We start from the raw sequence: 19,471 nt of genomic DNA on the forward strand, positions 1-19,471 counted from the left end.
GACGGGACCGAGGGTCGGGCCGTGCTGAAGCGGGTCAGGCCGCGCCGCGGGAAGAGCCGTGGGGAAGGTCGAGGGAGCGCCATTCCTCCACGACGCGGTACCCGGCGCTCGTGTACAGGTTCATGGCCACCTCGTTGCCGCCCCACACGGTGAACATCAGCATCGAGTCACCGGCCGCGAGCGCGACCTGTTCGCCGGCCGCCATCGCGGCGCGCCCGTACCCCTTGCCACGGTGCCGCTCCTGTACGTACAGCGAGTAGCCGTACGTCACCCCCGGCAGATGCCCGTGCCGCAACCAGCCGGTGCCGATCGGCTCGCCGGCCGCTTCGAGCACCAGGACGGTGTTGTCAGGCGTCTCCAGACCCTGGGGCAGCAGCTTCTCGAAGTCCCGGTCGGCCTTGCGCGCGGCCTCTTCCGGGGTCAAGGCCCCCGACCGGACGATGCCGGCGACGTAGCCGGCCGTCTCGGAAGCACGCCAGGCCGGGTACTCGGCCGGGGTCATCGGCCGCGCGGTGACGCCGCCGAGCGGCTCGGACGGTGAGCCGATGGTCCGCGCCCTGAGCTGGCCCCGGACACCGTAACCGTCGAACAGGTCACCGGCGGGCTCGGTGAGCCGTATGCCCAGCCGGCGCGCGCCGCGCTCCGCGCACCACGCCTCTGCCCAGTCCCGGGCGGCCTGTTCGTACCCCCGGCCGGTGTGGGGGGTGTCGACACGGAGGTCGTGGATACTGCCCGCGAGGACGCCGTTGTCGTCGGCCACCTCCACGGCGACGTGTCCCACCCGGGTCCCGGCGTCCGTGATCTCGGCGACGGTCCAGTCACCGATGCGGGCGCGGAGGTCCTCCGCCAGGCGCTCGGCCGCGGCCACGCTGAACCCGGCCGCCGTGTAGGGAGCGTGGAGCCGCCGCTCGAAGTCCTTCTGCCATGCGCTGCGGTCTTCAAGGATGCTGAATGCTGTCACTTGATCACCTTAGAGTTGTCCGTCAACCGCACGGGACGGCAGAAGCCGCACACGCGGCGGGCGGCATCGGTCCAGCCCGCATCGACCGCTCACGTCGCGCAAGCGCGGGGACGGCGGCAGCGGACAGGCATGTGGGCGGCTCCGGCGAGGCGTTGCCGGTGGGTGTCCTGGGGCGGGAGTCCGCGCGTGCGTTGCGGCTCGTGGCCGCCGGACAGTGGCGACCCGCCCCCGCGGACGCCGAGGCGGCGGTGGCCGTCCTGGGCCGTCTCACCGCTGCGCTGCCGGTCCGGCGGGGCGCGGCGGCGCGGACACGGGCCACGGACCAAGGCCGTCGGCTCCAGCGCGTCCTGCGCACCGTCCTGCACCACCTCGACGCGGGCGCCGTCAGCCCGTCGGCAGCGGCTCTGCTGGCGGCCGTCGCGCGGGCGCTGCTGCCCTGGCACGGCGTCCCCAACCCGCAGGCCGCGGCGGCGGCCCCGGCGTACGGGGCCCGGCCGGGGGCGTCGGACGGCGTGGCGCGCACGCCGACCGTGGCGGGTGAGGCCCTGCTCCCCGGTCTGATCGCGGTGTTCAGCGCCCTGGCCGCGCCGAGCCCGCCGGGGGCCGGTCCGCTCACGCCGCCGGCCGAGCCCTGGCAGGTCCGGTACGAGGGACGGTTCCGGCGCCACGGCCACCCGGCGCCCGGCGTGTGGACGGCGCGGACAGTCCACTGCCCGGGGTGCGGGGGTACGACCGGGCCGTGGACGGTGACCTGCGACTGGTCCCGGATCGCGCTGGGCTGCCCGTGCGGGAGCGTGACCCGTGCCCACGGCCTGGCCTTCTCGGAGGTCCGGCTGGTGCTGCCGGAGGTGTGACCGGCGTCGTCCACGGCGTGGGATCGACGACCGCCGGTCCCGGTCGGCACACGACCGGTCCGCGCCGCCGCCTGGGTCCGGGAAGGTGGGGCAACCCGTGAGCGGGTGGTGGCGGCGCACCGCGGTGGAACCGCGCTCGCCGGCCGGGCGGAGCCGGCGGTGGCTGAGGGAGGCGGTTCACGTCAGCGCGTCGGCGGGTCCCGCGGCGGTGGCCCACCGGGCGGGCAGGGCACGGCCGTCCCGGGCGCCGCGCGGGTCCGCACGCTTCAGCCACTCCCGGTAGGCCGGCGCCTCCCGGGCCACGGCCCAGTAGGCCTCCTCCAACTCCGGGTAGGCCTCGTCCAGTTCGGCCTCGGTGCGGGCCGCCAGCAGCAGGCGCACCCCTATCGGGTCGCCCTTCAGCGGGCGGATCGCGAGGTCGGGACGGGGGTGGGCGGTCGGCTGGCTGACCGTGACGACCTCGCCGGTGGCGGCCAGTGAGTACGCGGTGAGGTAGTCGCCGTGCAGCATCTCGGGGTTCAGGCCCGCGGCCCGCAGGACCCGGCTCAGGCCGTCCCACTCGCCGTCGACCGTGGAGTCGACCATCCAGCGGTCACCGGCCAGGTCGGCGAGGCTCAGCTCCGGCTGCGCGGCGGCCGGATGGTCCGCGGCGAGGGTGACGAACTGCGGTTCGCGCTCGACGAGCACCCGCAGGCACACGCCGGGCGGGATGCGCAGCGGGCTGCCCTCGACCTCGTGCACGAACGCCATGTCGAGCCGGCCGGCGGCGACCATGGCCAGCAGGGCGTTGCCGGAGACGTTCATCTGGAGTGTCGGTCCGGGGCCGGGGCGTGCCCTCAGCAGGCGCAACCAGCCCGGGATCGCCCGGCTCGCGGTGGCGCCGATGCGCAGCTGGAACCCGCCGGCGGCGCGGGCGGCCGCCGCCCTGGTCTCGGTGACGATCGCCGCGAACTCCGCGACCAGGGGCCTGGCCCGGCTCAGCACGGCGAGCCCCAGCGGGGTGGGGCGGCAGCCGGCCTGGGTGCGTACGAAGAGCTGAGCACCGAGGGCGCGCTCGATGCGCCGTAGCTGAGTGCTCAACGAGGGCTGTGCCAGGCCGAGTTGCCGCGCGGCTTTGTGCAGACTGCCGGTGTCGGCGATGGCGCACAGGACGCGCAGGTGCCTCACCTCCAGCTCCATGGGGGGAGCGTAGGACGGCGCACGGCACCGCACCAGACGTTCAAGTGCCAACGAACAGGGACGAGTCGGCCCGCGATAGCCCCGGGCTATCCCCGATTGCCATCATCCCCCGCCCCGTTGGCCTGCCCGAGACTCACAGGCAACCGATCGTTCCACCCCACAGGACGAGAAGGAGCCCCCCATGGCGTCGTTCCGCAGCAGCACCGGGTCGAAGCAGACCAGAAGACTCCTGACCCTGGCCCTCGGTCTCGGTCTGGCCTCGGCCGCACTGGGTACCGCGAGCCCGGCGAGCGCCCAGAACACCGCCGAGGCACCGGCCCGCACCGCCACCGCCGGCTACGTGGGCACAGCCGACAGCGCCGGCAGCAAGGCGTTCTTCGACGCGGTGCTCAAGTCGGTCGCCGAGCGGCAGGCCGACCAGCCCTCGCTGAAGGTGGTGACCGTCTACTACAACGCCTCCCAGGCCCCGAGCTTCCGCTCCCAGATATCGAGCGCCGCCTCCATCTGGAACAGCTCCGTGTCGAACGTCAAGCTCCAGGCGACCTCGGGCGCCGGCGACTTCACCTACTACGAGGGCAACGACCCGCGCGGGTCCTACGCTTCCACCAACGGCCACGGCAGCGGCTACATCTTCCTGGACTACGCGCAGAACCAGCAGTACGACTCCATCCGCGTCACCGCCCACGAGACCGGCCACGTGCTGGGCCTGCCGGACCACTACAGCGGTCCGTGCAGCGAACTGATGTCGGGCGGCGGCCCCGGCCCGTCCTGCACCAACCGGTACCCGAACGCCACCGAGCGCTCCCGGGTCAACCAGCTGTGGGCCAACGGCCTGGCCAAGGCCCTGGCGAAGGTGAACCGGGCCGACTGACCCCGCACAGCCCGGCCGACGCACCCGGTACGGACCGCGGCTCGGTGAGGCCGCGGTCCGTACCGCCGTCGTACGGTCGGTACACCGTTCCGGCGGGTCACCCCTGCCCCGCCACCGTCCGCAGGTAGGCGCCGAGCCGGGCGATCGCCGACGGGTTGCGGGGGCTCTCCACCAGGTCCGCGTAGTCGAGGGCGACGATCCGCCGGTGCCTGATGGCGGAGACGTCGCGCAGGGGGGCGTAGGAGAGCAGGAACTTCTTCTTCCGCTCGGCGCTCACATCGCCGTAGTCGCAGATCACGATGACGTCCGGGTCGCGCTCGACGACGCTCTCCCAGCCGGCCGTGGTCCAGGAGTCCGCCACGTCGTGCATGACGTTGACGCCGCCGGCCTCGGTGATGATCTGCTCCGGGGCGGCGTAGCGGCCGGAGGTGAAGGGTGTGTCCTGGCCGCTGTCGTAGAGGAAGACCGAGGGGCGGTCGGCGCCCTTGGGAGCCTTCGCCCGCACGTCGGCGATCTGCTTCTCGAAGCCGTCGACCAGTGCTTCGGCCCGCTTCTCGACGCCGAACAGCCTGCCGAGGTTGGTGAGGTCGGTGTACAGGGCGTCCAGGGGCGGCATGATGCCCCGCGAGGTCTTCGTACGCCCGTTGCGGCAGGACTCGGTGAGCACGTACGAGGGGATGCCGAGCTTCTCCAGGGCGCCGGGGGTGAAGCCGCCGTCCTCGCGGAAGCCGTAGTTCCAGCCGGCGACGACGAGGTCGGCGCGGGCGTCGAGGACGATCTCCTTGGTGAGCTGGTCCTTGGACAGCCAGGGGACCTTGTCGTAACCGTCCTTCCACGGCACGCGGCCCAGGTCGCCCTTGTCGTCGGGCATGGCGAAGCCGGCCATGCGGTCCTCCAGGCCGAGCGCGAACATCAGCTCGGTGATGCCGACGTCGTTGGTGACGACGCGCTCGGGAACCTTGTCGTAGGTCACCTCACGGCCGCAGTTGGTGAGCGTGACGCCGGGGGATCGCGCGTCCTCGGCGGACTCGACCGTGGCACCGCAGCCGGTGGCGGTCGCGGCGAGACAGAGGGCGGCGGCGAGCAGCGTGCGCATGGTGATCCTCAGGTGGTGGGCGGAAGCAGGTCGAACAGGAGCTGGACGGCGCCGGTCGCCGGATGCCGCACCGGGTGCGCGCGGATGCCGAACACCTCGGCGAGCAGGGCGGGCCGCAGTACGTCGTGCGGTGGGCCGGCGGCGACGATCCGGCCCTTGTCGATGACGTACAGGACGTCGCAGTGGGCGGCGGCGAGGTTCAGGTCGTGCAGTGCGGCCAGCACGGTCAGGCCGCTGTCCCGGACCAGGGAGAGGACGTCCAACTGGTGGGCGATGTCGAGGTGGTTGGTGGGTTCGTCGAGGACGAGCACCCGGGGTTGCTGCGCCAGCGCGCGGGCGATGAGGACCCGCTGCTTCTCGCCTCCGGACAGGCCGGCGAACCCCCGGTCGGCGAGGTGGGCGACGCCCGTGCGGTCCATCGCCCGCGCACAGGTCTCCCGGTCGGAAGCGGCCGTACGGCCGCGGTGCGGCAGCCGCCCCATGGCGACCACCTCGGCCACGGTGAAGTCGAACTCGGCCGACGACTCCTGGGGCAGCGCCGCGAGCGCGCGGGCGGTGGCCCGCGGGTCCATGGCGTGCAGGTCGTCGCCGTCCAGCCGCACCGCCCCGGCGGTCGGCCGCAGCGCCCGGTACACGCTGCGCAACAGGGTCGACTTGCCGCTGCCGTTGGGGCCGACGAGTCCGGCGAACGTCCCGCTGTCCACGGTGAGGCCGATGTGCTCGACCAGGCGGGTCCCGGCCGCTTCGATCGTGATGTCATCGATGTCGAGCCGCACGTTCAGCGCCCCCCGAAGGCGTAACCGCCCCGCCGCATCAGCAGCAGGAACGCGGGAACGCCGACCACCGCGGTGATGACGCCGACCGGCAGTTCGGCCGGGGCGAGCAGCAGCCGGGACAGCACGTCCGCCCACACCAGCAGCACCGCTCCCGCGAGCGGGGCCACCGCCAGCACCCGGCGGTGGTCGGCACCGACCAGCATCCGCACGACGTGCGGGACCATCAGCCCGACGAATCCGATGGCTCCGCTGACCGCGACGACGGTTCCCGTGACGGCCGCGGTCACCAGGAACAGCTCCCGCCGCAGACGGGGTGGTGGGACACCGAGGGCGGCCGAGGTCTCGTCCCCCATGGCGAGCGCGTTCAGCGCCTCCGCGCGCCACCGCAGCCACGCCCATCCGGCGGCCACGGTCACCGCGGCGAGCGGCACCTGCGCCCAGGTGGCGCCGCCGAGGCTGCCCAGCAGCCACATCATCGCCGACCGGGCCGCCTCGCCCCGGGCCGCGCCGAACACCATGACCGTGGTGACGGCCTCGAAGCCGTACGCCAGCGCGGTGCCCGTCAGGATCAGCCGCAGCGGGGTCGGTCCGTGCGGCGAGCGGGCCACGGCGTAGACGAGGGCCATGGCCGCGAGCGCCGAGGCGAACGCCGACACCGACAGCGCCCACACCCCGAGTCCCGCCAGCGCGCCGAGCAGGATGACGGCGTTGGCGCCCACCGCGGCGCCGGAGGAGATGCCGAGGACGAACGGGTCGGCCAGCGCGTTGCGGACCATGGCCTGCACGGCCACGCCGACCGCCGCGAGCCCCGCCCCGACGACGGCGGCGAGCAGGACCCGGGGCAGCCGGATCTCCCAGACGATGGTGTAGGGGGCCGCGTCGTCGGCGTGCAGGGTGCCGCCGGTGAGCCCGGCCCACAGCAGGCGGAGTACGTCGGCCCAGCCGATTCCGGCGGCCCCGAGCGCGACACCGCACAGGAGCGAGAGCACCAGCAGCGCTGCCAGCGCCAGGCAGAGCGGCAGCGCGGGTATCCGGCAGGGGGCCGTTCTTCGACGCACGGTGGGGCCGTCCTTCGCACGGGCCGCCGTGGGACGTCGAACAGGGACAGCCCGTACGGCCGTGCCGGCCGCGCGGCCCCCTCTCGCAGTCCGCGGCGAGCAGTCAAACGGGTCGCTGACCCCTCCGCGGGCGATCGGGCTCGCGCGAGGACACAGGTCCCCGCGCACACCGTTGCGGGTCAGCGCCGGACTCTCACCGGACTTCCCCCACGGGAGGCAGGGCGAGCCTAACAAACCGTTCACCGCGGGCGGGGGCGTACCGGCGGCCGGTGTGCGCCTGCGAACCTGACGTCCGTGACCGTTCCGTGCCGCACGGGGGCACAACGAACCGCCCCCGGCACGGGTCGTACTCCATATGAACGGCCGGGAGGAATCCGTCCTCACCGGCATCCAGCGCATCACACCACAGGGGGACACATGACGATCCGGACGCGGGGCATCCGCAACGCCCTGACGGCCCTGGCCACCGGCACCGTCCTCGCGTTGGCGGCGGTCCCGGCGACGGCTGCCGCCGGCACCGCCGACGCACCCGCCTTCCTCGACCCGGCGGACCTGCCGCCCCACCCGTCGTCGCCCTGGTACGCCGGCCCGGTCACCGCCGGCCGGCCGGACCCGCTGCCGATCTGCGTCGGGGACGCCCTGCCGTCGGTCTCCGTGCACCGCGCCTACTGGACGGACCTCGACACCAACGCCCTCCAGGTCACCGTGGTGGAGCGCGACGCACAGCGCGCCGCCGACTTCGCCGCCCTGCTGCGCAAGGACCTCGCGGGCTGCGCGAAGAAGCTCCGGTCACAGTTCCCTGACATCACGGCGGCGAAGAAGTACTACGGCAAGGTCAAGGTGGCGGCGGGCGCCCACGTCTACGGCATCCACACCACCGCGACCTGGGGCGCCTCCGACGTCGCCCTGTTCTCGGTCGGCCGCGACGGCAGGACCGTGACGGTCGTGAAGTGGTCCCAGATGGGCTCGTTCCGCGACGCCCCGGTCAAGGCATTCAAGACGACCACCCGAACGGCGGTCGGCCAGCTCTCCTGACGTCTGAGGCCCGGGGAGAGGGCCGGCCGGGCCCGCAGGTGCGGACCGCGCCCTCTCCCGGCACGGTGGTGGGAGGACACACCGCGATCCACCGGCACTCCGGAACCTCCGTCCCCCGGGAGTACGACCATGGCCAAGGCTAAGCGCGCGTCAGACGAGAACGAGCCGTCCAAGGGAGAGAAGGTGTCCTGGAAGAGCCACGGAAGCGAGACCGCGGGCACCGTGGAGAAGAAGATCACCGAGCGCACCGAGGCGGCGGGCCGCACCGTGGACGCCTCGCCCGACGACCCGCAGTACGAGGTGCGCAGCGAGAAGTCCGGCCGCACGGCCGTGCACAAGCCGTCCGCGCTCAAGAGGAAGAAGTAGGGCCCGGTGGCGGGCGAGGAGCAGCACCAGCAGATCTGGGACGGCTTCCGCGAACTGGTGAACATGACACCCTCCGCGCTGGAGGAGTGGCTGGCCACGGACGACTCCCGGGCCGCCGGACAGCACAAGGACGGGGGCGAGTCCACCGGTCACGCCTCCGGCCGCGCCATCGTGGACATCCTCCGCAAGAAGAAGGGCGACCTCTCGGACGCGGACTACGCGCACATGCGCAAGGTGACCGGATACATCCGCCGTCACCTCGCACAGCGCCCGTCCGGAGACGTACGCGACACACGGTGGCGCCACTCGCTGATGAACTGGGGTCACGATCCTCTGGACGACCGCTGAGTCCCCCGCCGACAGCGGCGCTCCGGTGCCGGCCGGGTGCGCGGACCCACCGGTGCGCCACATGCCTACAGTGGAGTGGAGCCCCCCCCCCACGGCACCTTCCCGAGGCACCTACCCGAGCGGAGCAGAGATGCGGTACCCCTCCGCCGGACCGGACGACGGCGCCGACACCCTGTTCGATGTCGACGCGCTGGACACCGCCGCGCCCGGCACGCGCACGGCCGGCCGGGGCGGCACGGTTCCCGGGCACGGACCGGAGCAGCGCTCCTCCTTCCGCGACTCCGCCACGGCCCGCCGCCTCCTCCCGGTACGGACCGTCTACGCCGAGCCGGCCGCCGCCGCCTCCGCGCGCGGCCGTCAGATCCTCGCCCGCTTCCCGGAGGCCGAGGTGATCGCGGTGGAGTCGCACTGGGGCATCCCCGGGCTGCACGGCAACGAGGGGAACGTCGAGCGCTGGGTGCGGGTGAAGGGGGAGACACTGGTCCTGGGCGAGAAGAAGACGCTGACGACGCGACCCAACGGCCGGTCCGCCGACTGGATCGGCCCCGGCGCCTCCAACGGGTGCGCGATGGCCTGCGCGTACTGCTACGTGCCGCGGCGCAAGGGATACGCCAATCCCATCACCGTCTTCACCAACATCGACGGCATCATCGCCCACCTGGCACGGCACATCGCACGGCAGGGCCGGAAACGGGACCCGAACCAGTGCGACGCGTCGGCCTGGGTCTACGACATCGGGGAGAACGGCGACTGTTCGGTGGACGCGCTCATCAGCGACAACACCGCGGATCTCGTCCGCGCCTTCCGCCGGTGGCCCACGGCGAAGGCGTCGTTCGCCACCAAGTTCGTCAACCCCGACCTGCTGGCCCTGGACCCGCGGGGCCGGACCCGCATCCGCTTCTCGCTGATGCCCTCGGCGGACTCACGGCTGCTGGACCTCAGGACGTCACCGGTCGGCGACAGGATCGCCGCCGCGGCGGACTTCCTGGACGCGGGATACGAGGTCCACTTCAACCTCTCCCCCGTGGTGGTGCGCCCGGGCTGGCGGGAAGCCTGGTCCGAACTGCTGCGGCATCTCGACGACGCCCTGCCCGACAGGGTCAAACGGCAGGCTGCCGCCGAAGTGATCATGCTGACGCACAACCGGGAGCTGCACGAGGTCAACCTGGGATGGCACCCCCGCGCCGAGGAGGTGCTGTGGCGGCCCGCCCTGCAACAGGGCAAACGCTCGGAGAACGGCGCGCTGAACGTCCGCTACGCCACTCGCGTCAAGGCGGAGGCCGTGCGGGCCCTGCGGGACCTCGTGGCGTCCCACGCCCCCTGGCTGCGCATCCGGTACGCCTTCTGAGCTTTCGGGTGGCGCGGCCACATCACCGGCCCGATCGTGGGTACCCCCGCAGAGGAGGTTCTGATGTTCGAGGCATCCGATATCCGCGAGTGGCGAGGCCACGACGTCGTCGACCCCAAGGGGCACAAGATCGGCGCCCTGGAGTCGGTCTATGTGGACACGGCGACCGACCAGCCGTTCTTCGCCACGGTGACCGTGGGCCTGCCCACCCGTCGCCGTCTGGTGTTCGTGCCGCTCCCCGGTGCGACGGTCGGTCCCGGCTACCTGAAGGTCACCCACAGCAAGGACCAGGTGAAGAAGGCCCCGGCGATCGACCCCGACGGCGAACTGCCCGTCGCCGAGGAGCCGAACGTCTTCGCCCACTACGAGCTGACCTACACCCCCGGCGCCGGCGGCGAGCGGCGCCTGGCCCGCCGTTGACGCATGGAAGAACGCCGGGAGATCCGATGAGTCTTTTCCTGTTCCTGATCCTCGTGGCCGTCGTCCTGGGCATCATCGGATTCGTCGGTCACGGCTTGGTCTACCTCCTGGTCATCGGCGCCGTCCTGCTCGTCCTCGACCTCGTCTTCGCGGCGGTGCGCCTCCACCGAGGAGGCCGACGGCACCGCGTCGTCCGCTGACGCGCTCCGCTCCGCCCCTTGGGCAGGGAGCGGTCGTGGAGGTGCCCGGAGCACGACCATGGGCGCGCTGGGTTGCTACGGCGGCCGGAACGTCGGCGACGAGGCGACCCCCACCGCCCTGCTGGACCGCGTCCGGCGGTAGCCGCGCGCCCAGGGTGCCCGTCTGCGCCGAACCATCCGCCGTTCACCCGGACGGCTCAATCTCGGGGCCGGATCGGGGCCCGGGCGCATGACCGGGCGACCGCCGGTGAGACATCGGGCATGGAGGAACTCGCAGCGGACGGCCGGCTGCCGGCCCCGCGCCGCCCGACCGGATCCGACGTCGTGTTCACGGCGGACTTCACTTCCGAGACACAGTGGGTCGCGGGCCGCTCGTGGGCCTATCCGGACGGCGGCCCGGTCAATCCGGGCGACGACAAACTGGACTACCTGGTGCCCGACGCCGACCACAGCCGCTCCGGAGTCTTCCGGGCCACGCGCCGGCCGGACGGCAGATGGAACACGGGGCTGCTGACCACCGAGGACAGCGAGGAGGGGTTCACGGTCCGGACGGGGGACGTGCTGGAGGCCCGCGTCCGGCTGCCCCAGGAGATCGGCGCCTGGCCGGCCATCTGGACCTGGCGGGACGGCGACCAGGAGATCGACGTCTTCGAGTACCACCCGGACCACCCGGACCTGCTGGAACTGACCAACCACGTGCGCGGCGCCGACCGCTACGTGCACGACGACGCCGTCGGCCCCGGCGCCTGGGTGGACCTGCGCACCGACTTCGGGCGCCGCTCCGTGGTCTGGTGGCTGAACGGCACGCGGGTGTTCTCGGACGGGCGGGGCGTGGGCCGCGCCTGGTACGCCTATCTCATCGTCAACCTCTCGGTGAGCGCCGGGCGTTACCACCCGCCGCCCGAGGACGACACGACCGAGATGAGCTTCGAGGTGAGCAGTCTCGTCGTACGGCGTCCCGGCCCGGGCGGTGGGGGCGACGGCGGGAAGCACGGCGAGGCCGCCACCGTGAGCGGCCCCGCCGAGTGACACCGCGCCGTCCGGCCCGGTGAGCCCTCCCTACCGGCCGGAACCGGTCTCCTCGTCTCCCTGCCGGCGCTCCCCCGGCCGCTCCTCGGCCCGCACGCCGCGCAGCGGCTCGCCGGCCGCTGTGCCCTCCTCGGGCTGGTAGCCCTCCTTGGCGCCGGCCGTGCCCGGAACCGTCCGGTCGCGGGCCTGGCTCTCGCTGCCCGAGTGCGCTCCGGGCTCCTCCTCGTCGCGGGCCCGGCCGAACCGCTCGGCGGGCTCGTCGGTGTGTCCCGTCATGGCCGTCCTCCGATCCGTTCGTCGACACGGCCGGGTTCCCCCGCCGCGCCCCTTCACGCCGCTGGTCGCCCCTCGGGACGCGTGGCCCGGGGCCGCGTCCGCGTGACCAAGGGGCCCCGCCAGGTGCGGGCGGTGCCCTCTGCGCGCCGCCCGGACCGCGTCAACCGGGAACGACGAGAGCCGCTTGCGCCGAAGGGCGTCATGCGGGACTGTTGCCATAAGACATCTGTTGTCCGTCGCAGAGAGGTGGTGGGGCGCGTCCCGGACGTGCCCCCGCGTGTGTTCGGTTCCAGCGGCTCCCCCGTCGATCCTCGCTGCGTCGCGGCCGGTCCCGGTGCCGCCTGGGCGCATGCCCCGTACCCGGTGCTCGTCGCCGACCGGGACGGCGGCCTGGTCGAGCTGAACGGCGCGGCCCGGCAGTTGTGGTCCGACGCCGTCCGCGGGGACAAGCTCCGCGACACCGTTCCGTCCTGGCTGGCGGAGGCACACGGACGGTTCACGGACGGGACGTCCTGCGGTGCGGTCCGGACGGCCGGCGCCGTCGCGGACCGGTTCTTCGAGGCGCACCCGACCCCGACGGACGAGGGCGACGTGGTGTGGTGGCTCGTCGACGACACCGACCGCCGGCTGGCGGAGGCCGCCCTGGCCGGGACACGCCGGCGCACCGCCCTCCTCGCCGACGTCTCCAGCCAGTTGCTGTCGACATTGAACCTGACGCGGTGCCTGGAGGCCACGGCCCGCATGGCCACCGATCACCTCGCCGAGGCGGCTGTGCTCGTCGCTCCGCCGCAGGGCCGCCGGCACCCGCTCACGTACGCCTTCCGCGGCGGGCCGGTGACCCGGGTGACCGCGTCGGTCGAGGTGCGCGACCTGCCCGGACTGGCCGAGGCCCTGCAAGGGTTCCCGCCGGTGCCCGCGCGCTGGATCGACCCGGCCCGCCTGCCCGGCTGGTCGCGTCCGGCGGGCTTCCGGGAGCCGGTGGGCTCCGTCATCGTCGCCCCGCTGCCCGGGCACGGTGTGTCCGCCGGTGCGCTGGTCCTGCTTCGCTCCAGCGGTGAACAGGCGTTCAGCGATGACGACGAACTCTTCGCCCGGCTCTTCGCGGCCCGGGCCGGGGCCGCGCTGTCGGCCGCCCGTCTGTACACGGAGCAATCCTCGATCACCGCCACCCTGATGCGGGAACTGCTGCCACCACGGCTGGAGAGCGTGCACGGGGTGGAGTACGCGGGCGCCTACCGCCCGGCGCGGGACAACGAGCACATCGGGGGCGACTTCTACGACGTCCATCCCGGCGCGGGCCCCACCGAGGAGAGCCTGGTGACGCTCGGGGACGTGGCGGGCAAGGGCCTGGACGCGGCGGTGCTGACCGGCAAGATCCGCAACACGCTGCACGCGCTGCTGCCGCTGGCCACCGATCACGTACGCATGCTGACCCTGCTCAACAAGGCGTTGCTGTCGTCACCCCACACCCGGTTCGCCACCCTGGTCCTGGCGTCCGTCCGCCGGCGCGGCAGTGAGGTGGCGCTGCGGCTCACGAGCGCGGGGCACCTCCCCCCGCTGATCGTCCGTGCCGACGGCACCGTCGAGGAGGCCGCCACGCGCGGATCGCTCATCGGCGCCCTCCCGAGGGTCACCGCCACCACCGCACGGGTGACGCTGGGCCCCGGGGAGACCTGTCTGCTGTACACCGACGGCGTCACCGAGGCCCGAGGCGGTCCGCTGGGGGGCGAGCTGTTCGGCGAGCACCGGCTCAAGCGGGTCCTCGCGGAGTGCGCGGGGCTGCCGGCCGAGGCGGTGGTCGAGCGGATCCAGATGCTGACCGCCCAGTGGCTGGGGCCGGGCAGCCACGACGACATCGCCACCGTGGCCATCGGCGCGCCCCGCGTGGCGGACCGGACGGTGGCGGACGGTCGGGGCCGCGCCCGCTCCACGACCCGTCGGAGGATTCCGTGACCGCTCCCCCTGCCACGACACACGCCCTGGTGGATGCGTTGTGGCAGGCCGTGGTCCACGGCGACGAGCACACGGCGGTCGACGTCGTCCGCAGTGCCCGGGCCGAAGGGGTCGGCGAGGAGACGCTGTTGCTGGACGTGATCGCCGCGGTTCAGGAGAGGGTGGGCAGGGAGTGGGCCGCCGACCGCCTCACCGTGGCGCAGGAGCATGCCGCGACCGCGCTCAACGAACGGGTGATCAGCGGCCTCGCGCACGACAGGCAGCGCGAGAGCGGTGCGGGCGGGACGCCTCGGGGGCGTGTCACGGTCAGCTGTGTCGACGGGGAGTGGCACGCCCTGCCGGCGCGGCTGGTCGCCGAGGTGCTGCGCCTGCGGGGCTGGCGCGTGGACTACCTCGGTGCCCAGACCCCCACCCACCACCTCGTCTCCCACCTGCACAGCACCGGGGCCGAGGCGGTACTGCTGTCCGGTTCGCTGCCCACGCGCCTGCCCACCGCGCACGCCGCCGTCACCGCCTGCCAGGCCATAGGCGTCCCCGTCATGGCGGGCGGGCGGGCCTTCGGGCCGGACGGGCGCTACGCCCACGCGCTGGGCGCCGACCGGTGGGCGCCCGACGCCCGTGCCGCGGCGGCCGTACTCGCGAAGGGCCTGCCCGCGCCGGACCCGGCGGCGGCCCGGCAGATGGTGGACGACCTGCCCCACCTGGCCGACCAGGAGTACACGTTCGTCGCCCGGTCCCGCGCCCTTCTCGTCAGGCAGACCATGACGGCCCTGGAAGACCTCTTCCCGCCCCTGCGCGCCTACAGTGACGAGCAGCGCGAGCGGACCGCCGAGGACCTCTCGCACATCGTGGAGTTCCTGGCCACCGCCCTGTACGTCGACGACCCGGCGCTCTTCACCACGTTCCTGGACTGGACCGCCCGTGTCCTTGAGGCGCGGGGCGTGCCGGCCCGCTCCATGGTCGCCGCACTCGGTGCCCTGGAACACCAGCTGCGGGACTTCCCCCGCTCCCTGCACCTGCTCCGGCGCGGCACCGCCGCCCTGACCGACCGTCCCCTCTCCACGGCAGATACTTGCCGATAGGCAATTTATGATCGGGGCTGGGTAGGAGAACACCACGCAAGGCCTGGCGGCACCGTGCCGCGCGGGCCACCGACCGATGGCGCACGGGGACGACGCGATGCACTGGGAACGCAGGGCTACCGTGAGGCTGACCTGCCATGACCGAGTCTTCGAGATCACGGTGCGCGGCGAGATCGATGACGACGAGAGCGATCTGCTCCAGGCCGCCTGGGCCGAGGCCGACGACTCGGCGCGCCCCGTGACCCTGGTGGACCTCTCCCAGGTCACCTTCGCCGACAGCGGCTTGCTCAACGCCCTTCTCGACGCCTGGCGCCGCCACCGGGACACGGACCGGGCACTGCTCCTGCTCGGCCCGCTCCATCCCGCGGTCGAGCGGCTGTTCTCCCTGACCGGCACCCGGGAGCACTTCACCTTCATCGATTCCCGCGCCAGGGTCCTGCGCGCGGACGACGCCACGTGAGGCTAGCGGGGGGAGGCGCCGGAGAGGGTGTCGTCCGGGTCGTCGGCCAGGGCGATCCGGGCGGTGACACGCTTGCCGACCGGCTCCCTCTGCACCTCGAAGCCCTGGACGACCGCCATCACGATCTCCAGTCCGTGCTGCCCGATCCGGCCCGGGTCGGCCGGCCGTGCCATCGGCAGCGCCGGATCGCTGTCCCACACGACCACCTCGACGAGACCGCCGACGAGGCGTAGTTCCAGCAGTACCGGACCCGGCGCGTACTTGCGCGCGTTGGTGACGAGTTCGCTGACCACCAGCCGGGTCAGGTCCATCGCCCGGTCCGACACCGGCAGCCCGTACTCCCGCTGCACCCGGGCGAGGAAGTCGGCCGCGTGGCGGCGTGCCTCGGCGATGCAGGCGCCCTGACCGTCCAGTGGGACGGTCTCGTGCATCGGTTCGGGACCGGTCACACCGTCACCACCGGGCCCCGATGTCACCGGGTCCATGCGCGTTCCCCCGTTCATGGGCCCACGTCTACCCGCCGGAGGCCCGGACATGCCCGGCGCCGCTCAAGGGTATCCGGTCGCGGCGGTGCCGGGGGGCCGGGTCCGGATCTCCGGGGCGGTTCCACGGCGGAGGCTCACCGCGGGGTCCACGCGGCGCGGGAGTCGTCGGCTCGGGCAGGCCCGGCGGCGTTCGGGGGTATCCGTGGACGGAGAGAACGGAGAGAACAGAGCGTGGCAGTTGCCGTTTGACAACTATAGCCATGAGGCAACAAAGTAACCGTGTCGGACGGGCACGGGGAAGGATGTGTGATGTTCCGGTGGACGCGGGCCGCTGCCTGTCCGGGCCGCCGGCGCCCCATGGCGCCGACGGGCCGGGTACCGCGCCCAGCACATCAGGCGGTCCGGCTGCCGGACCCCTCTGCGTCGTCGTGTATCTGCGTGGCCGCGGCGGCGCAGAAAGCCTCCAGCCCTTCCAGCAGCGCGGCCCGCTTGGCGGCGGGCATCAGCGTCAGGACTTCCTGTAGTTCCCTCTCCCTGCGGGCCCGCAGGTCGTCGAGGAAGGCCCGCCCCCGGCTGCTCAGGTGCAGCCGCACCTCCCGCCGGTCCGCGGGGCTGACCACGCGGTCGACGAAACCGGCGGCCTGCAACCGGTCGCACAGCCGACTGGTGGACGGCGGGGTGGACGCCAGGGAATCGGCCAGGGTGCGCAGGTTGATGCCCTCGTTGTGCTCAAGGATGAGCAGCACGCGCAGCTGGGATGCGGAGGCGGGCGCGGTGGAGGCACGCCCCCAGAGCACTTCCAGCAGCTCACCGGCCGTGGAGGTCATACGGGCGACCTCATCGGGCTGTGGCAGGTGTCGGAAGGCGGTCACTGTCACACTCTCGCAGGCTTCGGGACGGTTGGCAGCCTACTAGGGACGCAGGCTGATGACAGATGTCCCGCACGACCGGCGCGGAGGAATCGAATGCCGGGTGCGACCGAGGCCCGACCAAGGATTGGTGTTTTTCCCATCGTGAACAGATTTGTGACCGCTGAACGCGCCCTGCGGACGGCGGCACCGGATGAGTTGCTCGACGCCCTTCGCCGCGTGCTCGCCAAGGAGTACGCGGCGCGGTCCGCCGAGTTGTTCATGGCGGACTACGGGATGACGGTGCTCCAGCCGGTTCCCGTGCCACCGCATTCGGTCGAGCCGCTCGCGGTCCACGGCAGTGCGGCCGGCCGCGCGTTCGGCGCTCAGGAGCCGTTCGTCGAGCCGGCGCCGGAGGGGCTGGTCCGGGTGCATCTGCCCGTGAGCGTGCGCGGCGACCGGCTCGGTGTGCTGTCGGTGACCCTGCCGGAGGACGCGCTCACCCCGGACGGGCTGGCGGAGCTGGCCGAGACCGCCGAGGTGCTCGCCCATGAGGTGGTCGTCGCCGGACGCGACACCGACCTGTATCTGCGGGCACGCCGCAAGGACCGGCTCACCCTGGCCGCCGAGATGCAGTGGCAGCTGCTGCCCGGCGGTTCGTGCGCCCGTCCCGAGTACGAGCTGGGCGCCCAGCTGGAGCCCGCGTACGGGATCTTCGGTGACAACTTCGACTGGTCCGCGACCGCCGACCACCTCATGCTGTACGTCACCAACGGGATGGGCGAAGGCATAGAGGCCTCCCTGCTCACGAACCTGGCCATCAACGCCCTGCGCAACGCCCGGCGGGCCGGTATCTCCCTCGCGGACCAGGCGGCCCTGGCCGATCAGGCGGTCTACGCCCACTACCGCGGCCGCTGCTACCTGTCGGTGCTGATGTTCGACTTCGAGCTCGCCACCGGACGCGTGACGGTGGTGGACGCCGGATCCCCGCAGATGCTGCGTCTGCGGGGCGGGACCGTGGAGCGGGTCGCCTTCGACGCCCAGTTGCCGCTCGGCATGTTCGAGGAGACCGACTACGTGGCCCAGGAGTTCCACGTGCGGCCGGGCGACCGGCTGGTCTTCGTCAGCGACGGTGTCTACGCCGTCGCCGATCCCCAGGGCGAGGCGTACGGGGACACCGCGCTGGCACGGGCGATCCAGTCGACCCGCCTGCTGCCCGCCGCCGACGTGCCCCGCGCCATCCTGCGGGAACTGTCCGGCCACCGCGGCCGACCCGCCCCGGACGACGACGCCCTGGTCGTGTGTCTGGACTGGCACGGACGCTGACGCGGCGGGGTCCGGGCCGCGAGTAACGGCCCCGCCGGCACCGGCCCGGCCGGTCACTCCGCCTCGGCGCCCCGCACCGGCGCTCCCCCGTCCAGCACCGCCCGCAGGGCCCGCAGGCCCTGCCTCAGCGCCGCCCGGTCGTCCGGCGCCATGCGCCGCAGTGCCGCGGCCAGTGCCCGCGCCCGGCGTCGCGCCACGTCTGCGAGAACGCGCCGCGCGTGCGCCGTGAGCTCCAGACGCACCTCACGGCGGTCACGCGAACGCGGCGAACGCTCCAGCAGGCCGGCCGCCTCCAGCCGGTCGCACAGCCGACTGGCCGTGGGCAGCCCCATGCCCAGCCGCTCCGCGAGGGCGGTGAGGTTCAGATCCGGCGCCGCCTCCAGCGCCCGGAGCGCCCGCAGCTGATGGGGCGACAGACGTAAGTCCACGTCCTGGGCAGCCGACGACCACAGGGCCACCAGAAGCTCCACGGCGTCGCCCATCCCCAGCGCGGCGGCCACCACGCCGTCACCCGCCCCCGCTCCTTCGTCCTCAGCGCCGCCGAGCCGCGTCACGAGCGGCTCGCCTTCCTCGTGTCCGGGTCGTGCCCATGCCTCCTCACCTCGCGTGGGTACCCGGTGAAGCCGCCCGCAACCGGTCCGCGCCCACCGGTGCGACACCGTCCCTCTAGTGACGCGACCGCGTTCCGCTACCGCTTCCTATGATGTCCCCCATGAGTGAGCTTGCCTTTCGGCGTGCGCGCAGCGCCGAGGCCAAACAGGCCCGGGAACAGGCGATCCTGGACGCGGCCCGCGCGCTCGGTGGCCGGCACGGGGTGCGGGACGTCACCCTCACCGACATCGCGGCGGCCGTGGGCATGCACAAGTCGGCGTTGCTGCGCTACTTCGAGACCAGGGAGCAGATCTTCCTCGAACTGACCGCGGAGGGGTGGCGGCAGTGGGCCGCCGACCTGTGCGGCGACCTCGCGGGCCGGTCGCACGCCACGCCCGCCGAGGTCGCCGAGGTCATCGCCCGTACGCTCGCGGCGCGCCCCATGTTCTGCGACCTGCTCGCCCAGGCGCCCCTGAACCTGGAACGGAACGTGTCGATCGAGTCGGTGCGGTCCTTCAAGCTGGTGACGCTCGGGGAGGTCGAACGGATCGGCGGCGAACTGCACCGGCTGCTCGGGCTGACCGAGCCGCAGGCCGTCGACACGGTCGCCGCGGCGACCAGCATGGCCGGAGCCCTGTGGCAGATGGCCAGCCCGGGGCCGCGCCTGCGGGAGCTGTACACGAGCGATCCCCGGCTGAGCCATGCCGTCGTCGAGGTGGAACCCCGTCTGACCCGCGTCCTCACCGCCTACCTCACCGGGCTCGTCATGGAGTCCCCGGCGGCCGGCTGACCGGGAACGGGGCCCGGACGATGGAGTAGGTGTAGCTGCGCTCCTTGTCGTCGAACGCCTCCAGCCGTTCGGCGATGACGCCGCCCTCCTCGTTCGTCGGGGTGCGTTCCCGGCCGCCC

General features: G+C 73.1%; 23 protein-coding genes. 14 read left to right on the forward strand and 9 right to left on the reverse strand.

The genetic code is table 11. The features are described 5' to 3' along the window. Positions 1-34 precede the first annotated feature (34 nt). Positions 35-961 (reverse strand): GNAT family N-acetyltransferase, encoded by a 927-nt coding sequence (locus AQJ11_RS07735; RefSeq protein ID WP_059262361.1) that lies wholly within the window; start codon positions 959-961, stop codon positions 35-37. 158 nt (positions 962-1,119) lie between these two features. On the opposite strand from AQJ11_RS07735, the gene AQJ11_RS07740 reads away from it, so the two are divergent. Beyond that, entirely contained in the window at positions 1,120-1,815 is a 696-nt protein-coding gene (locus AQJ11_RS07740) for a hypothetical protein (protein ID WP_208616460.1), read from the forward strand. Positions 1,816-1,992: 177 nt separating this feature from the next. Here AQJ11_RS07740 and AQJ11_RS07745 read toward each other — a convergent pair whose 3' ends face one another. Next, positions 1,993-2,994: a LysR family transcriptional regulator gene (locus AQJ11_RS07745; RefSeq protein WP_059262363.1), complete on the reverse strand. Its 1,002-nt coding sequence runs from the start codon at positions 2,992-2,994 to the stop codon at positions 1,993-1,995. A gap of 181 nt (positions 2,995-3,175) precedes the next feature. Here AQJ11_RS07745 and snpA point away from each other — a divergent pair, with 181 nt between their 5' ends. Further along, complete coding sequence (snpA, locus tag AQJ11_RS07750) at positions 3,176-3,865, forward strand: snapalysin (protein WP_059262364.1); 690 nt, start codon at positions 3,176-3,178, stop codon at positions 3,863-3,865. 97 nt (positions 3,866-3,962) lie between these two features. Here snpA and AQJ11_RS07755 read toward each other — a convergent pair whose 3' ends face one another. The 3 genes from AQJ11_RS07755 to AQJ11_RS07765 are packed head-to-tail and all read right to left on the reverse strand — an operon-like array spanning position 3,963 to position 6,795. Then, a complete protein-coding gene (locus AQJ11_RS07755) occupies positions 3,963-4,961 on the reverse strand; it encodes an ABC transporter substrate-binding protein (RefSeq protein ID WP_058083398.1) in 999 nt (332 codons plus the stop codon). 8 nt (positions 4,962-4,969) lie between these two features. Beyond that, positions 4,970-5,737 carry an ABC transporter ATP-binding protein gene (locus tag AQJ11_RS07760; RefSeq protein ID WP_059262365.1) on the reverse strand — a complete coding sequence of 256 codons (768 nt, stop codon included), beginning with the start codon at positions 5,735-5,737 and terminating at the stop codon, positions 4,970-4,972. Positions 5,738-5,739: 2 nt separating this feature from the next. After that, positions 5,740-6,795 (reverse strand): FecCD family ABC transporter permease, encoded by a 1,056-nt coding sequence (locus tag AQJ11_RS07765; protein ID WP_059262366.1) that lies wholly within the window; start codon positions 6,793-6,795, stop codon positions 5,740-5,742. A gap of 417 nt (positions 6,796-7,212) precedes the next feature. On the opposite strand from AQJ11_RS07765, the gene AQJ11_RS07770 reads away from it, so the two are divergent. The 7 genes from AQJ11_RS07770 to AQJ11_RS07795 all read left to right on the forward strand — a co-directional run bounded on the left by AQJ11_RS07770 (position 7,213) and on the right by AQJ11_RS07795 (position 11,541). Next, entirely contained in the window at positions 7,213-7,830 is a 618-nt protein-coding gene (locus AQJ11_RS07770) for a hypothetical protein (RefSeq protein WP_059262367.1), read from the forward strand. Positions 7,831-7,959: 129 nt separating this feature from the next. Beyond that, positions 7,960-8,196, forward strand: a complete 237-nt coding sequence (locus AQJ11_RS07775) for a hypervirulence associated TUDOR domain-containing protein (protein WP_014676961.1) — start codon at positions 7,960-7,962, stop codon at positions 8,194-8,196. A 6-nt stretch (positions 8,197-8,202) separates the two neighbouring features. Beyond that, on the forward strand, positions 8,203-8,544 hold the full coding sequence (locus AQJ11_RS07780; RefSeq protein ID WP_059262368.1) for a DUF3140 domain-containing protein: 342 nt from the start codon (positions 8,203-8,205) through the stop codon (positions 8,542-8,544). 130 nt (positions 8,545-8,674) lie between these two features. After that, on the forward strand, positions 8,675-9,892 hold the full coding sequence (locus AQJ11_RS07785; RefSeq protein ID WP_059262369.1) for a spore photoproduct lyase family protein: 1,218 nt from the start codon (positions 8,675-8,677) through the stop codon (positions 9,890-9,892). Between the two features lie 63 nt (positions 9,893-9,955). After that, the gene (locus AQJ11_RS07790) at positions 9,956-10,312 is read left to right on the forward strand and encodes a PRC-barrel domain-containing protein (RefSeq protein WP_014676959.1); all 357 of its coding nucleotides are present in this window, start codon (positions 9,956-9,958) and stop codon (positions 10,310-10,312) included. Between the two features lie 26 nt (positions 10,313-10,338). Further along, complete coding sequence (locus tag AQJ11_RS49735; protein WP_167360852.1) at positions 10,339-10,512, forward strand: hypothetical protein; 174 nt, start codon at positions 10,339-10,341, stop codon at positions 10,510-10,512. A gap of 261 nt (positions 10,513-10,773) precedes the next feature. Then, the gene (locus tag AQJ11_RS07795) at positions 10,774-11,541 is read left to right on the forward strand and encodes a LamG domain-containing protein (protein WP_059262370.1); all 768 of its coding nucleotides are present in this window, start codon (positions 10,774-10,776) and stop codon (positions 11,539-11,541) included. 30 nt (positions 11,542-11,571) lie between these two features. Here AQJ11_RS07795 and AQJ11_RS07800 read toward each other — a convergent pair whose 3' ends face one another. Next, positions 11,572-11,817, reverse strand: coding sequence for a hypothetical protein (locus tag AQJ11_RS07800; protein WP_014676956.1), 246 nt, complete (start codon positions 11,815-11,817; stop codon positions 11,572-11,574). Positions 11,818-12,180: 363 nt separating this feature from the next. Here AQJ11_RS07800 and AQJ11_RS07805 point away from each other — a divergent pair, with 363 nt between their 5' ends. The 3 genes from AQJ11_RS07805 to AQJ11_RS07815 all read left to right on the forward strand — a co-directional run bounded on the left by AQJ11_RS07805 (position 12,181) and on the right by AQJ11_RS07815 (position 15,312). Then, the gene (locus AQJ11_RS07805; RefSeq protein ID WP_014676955.1) at positions 12,181-13,770 is read left to right on the forward strand and encodes a PP2C family protein-serine/threonine phosphatase; all 1,590 of its coding nucleotides are present in this window, start codon (positions 12,181-12,183) and stop codon (positions 13,768-13,770) included. Further along, complete coding sequence (locus AQJ11_RS07810) at positions 13,767-14,852, forward strand: cobalamin B12-binding domain-containing protein (protein WP_059262371.1); 1,086 nt, start codon at positions 13,767-13,769, stop codon at positions 14,850-14,852. Before AQJ11_RS07805 ends, AQJ11_RS07810 begins: the two co-directional genes overlap by 4 nt. Before the next feature lie 121 nt (positions 14,853-14,973). After that, positions 14,974-15,312, forward strand: a complete 339-nt coding sequence (locus tag AQJ11_RS07815) for an STAS domain-containing protein (protein ID WP_014676953.1) — start codon at positions 14,974-14,976, stop codon at positions 15,310-15,312. Positions 15,313-15,314: 2 nt separating this feature from the next. On the opposite strand, the gene AQJ11_RS07820 is transcribed toward AQJ11_RS07815, so the two are convergent. Both AQJ11_RS07820 and AQJ11_RS07825 read right to left on the reverse strand, forming a co-directional pair. Then, positions 15,315-15,797, reverse strand: coding sequence for an ATP-binding protein (locus tag AQJ11_RS07820; protein ID WP_014676952.1), 483 nt, complete (start codon positions 15,795-15,797; stop codon positions 15,315-15,317). A gap of 392 nt (positions 15,798-16,189) precedes the next feature. Then, positions 16,190-16,624, reverse strand: a complete 435-nt coding sequence (locus AQJ11_RS07825; RefSeq protein WP_014676951.1) for a MarR family transcriptional regulator — start codon at positions 16,622-16,624, stop codon at positions 16,190-16,192. 138 nt (positions 16,625-16,762) lie between these two features. Between AQJ11_RS07825 and AQJ11_RS07830 the strand changes: the two genes are divergently transcribed. Continuing rightward, the gene (locus AQJ11_RS07830; protein ID WP_175252345.1) at positions 16,763-17,971 is read left to right on the forward strand and encodes a PP2C family protein-serine/threonine phosphatase; all 1,209 of its coding nucleotides are present in this window, start codon (positions 16,763-16,765) and stop codon (positions 17,969-17,971) included. 53 nt (positions 17,972-18,024) lie between these two features. Here AQJ11_RS07830 and AQJ11_RS07835 read toward each other — a convergent pair whose 3' ends face one another. Then, positions 18,025-18,525, reverse strand: a complete 501-nt coding sequence (locus AQJ11_RS07835; protein ID WP_059262372.1) for a MarR family winged helix-turn-helix transcriptional regulator — start codon at positions 18,523-18,525, stop codon at positions 18,025-18,027. A 158-nt stretch (positions 18,526-18,683) separates the two neighbouring features. Here AQJ11_RS07835 and AQJ11_RS07840 point away from each other — a divergent pair, with 158 nt between their 5' ends. Then, positions 18,684-19,352 (forward strand): TetR/AcrR family transcriptional regulator, encoded by a 669-nt coding sequence (locus AQJ11_RS07840; protein WP_059262373.1) that lies wholly within the window; start codon positions 18,684-18,686, stop codon positions 19,350-19,352. Positions 19,353-19,471 lie beyond the last annotated feature (119 nt).

Origin of the sequence: Streptomyces corchorusii (assembly GCF_001514055.1) — a bacterium.
Lineage (GTDB): Bacteria > Actinomycetota > Actinomycetes > Streptomycetales > Streptomycetaceae > Streptomyces > Streptomyces olivaceoviridis.

Bases quoted from the DNA above. Each gene is read 5' to 3' on its own strand.
- AQJ11_RS07745 (WP_059262363.1), bottom strand. From the start codon at position 2,994: ATGGAGCTGGAGGTGAGGCACCTGCGCGTCCTGTGCGCCATCGCCGAC.
- snpA (WP_059262364.1), top strand. From the start codon at position 3,176: ATGGCGTCGTTCCGCAGCAGCACCGGGTCGAAGCAGACCAGAAGACTC.
- AQJ11_RS07755 (WP_058083398.1), bottom strand. From the start codon at position 4,961: ATGCGCACGCTGCTCGCCGCCGCCCTCTGTCTCGCCGCGACCGCCACC.
- AQJ11_RS07770 (WP_059262367.1), top strand. From the start codon at position 7,213: ATGACGATCCGGACGCGGGGCATCCGCAACGCCCTGACGGCCCTGGCC.
- AQJ11_RS07775 (WP_014676961.1), top strand. From the start codon at position 7,960: ATGGCCAAGGCTAAGCGCGCGTCAGACGAGAACGAGCCGTCCAAGGGA.
- AQJ11_RS07785 (WP_059262369.1), top strand. From the start codon at position 8,675: ATGCGGTACCCCTCCGCCGGACCGGACGACGGCGCCGACACCCTGTTC.
- AQJ11_RS07790 (WP_014676959.1), top strand. From the start codon at position 9,956: ATGTTCGAGGCATCCGATATCCGCGAGTGGCGAGGCCACGACGTCGTC.
- AQJ11_RS49735 (WP_167360852.1), top strand. From the start codon at position 10,339: ATGAGTCTTTTCCTGTTCCTGATCCTCGTGGCCGTCGTCCTGGGCATC.
- AQJ11_RS07795 (WP_059262370.1), top strand. From the start codon at position 10,774: ATGGAGGAACTCGCAGCGGACGGCCGGCTGCCGGCCCCGCGCCGCCCG.
- AQJ11_RS07800 (WP_014676956.1), bottom strand. From the start codon at position 11,817: ATGACGGGACACACCGACGAGCCCGCCGAGCGGTTCGGCCGGGCCCGC.
- AQJ11_RS07820 (WP_014676952.1), bottom strand. From the start codon at position 15,797: ATGGACCCGGTGACATCGGGGCCCGGTGGTGACGGTGTGACCGGTCCC.
- AQJ11_RS07825 (WP_014676951.1), bottom strand. From the start codon at position 16,624: ATGACCTCCACGGCCGGTGAGCTGCTGGAAGTGCTCTGGGGGCGTGCC.
- AQJ11_RS07830 (WP_175252345.1), top strand. From the start codon at position 16,763: ATGCCGGGTGCGACCGAGGCCCGACCAAGGATTGGTGTTTTTCCCATC.
- AQJ11_RS07840 (WP_059262373.1), top strand. From the start codon at position 18,684: ATGAGTGAGCTTGCCTTTCGGCGTGCGCGCAGCGCCGAGGCCAAACAG.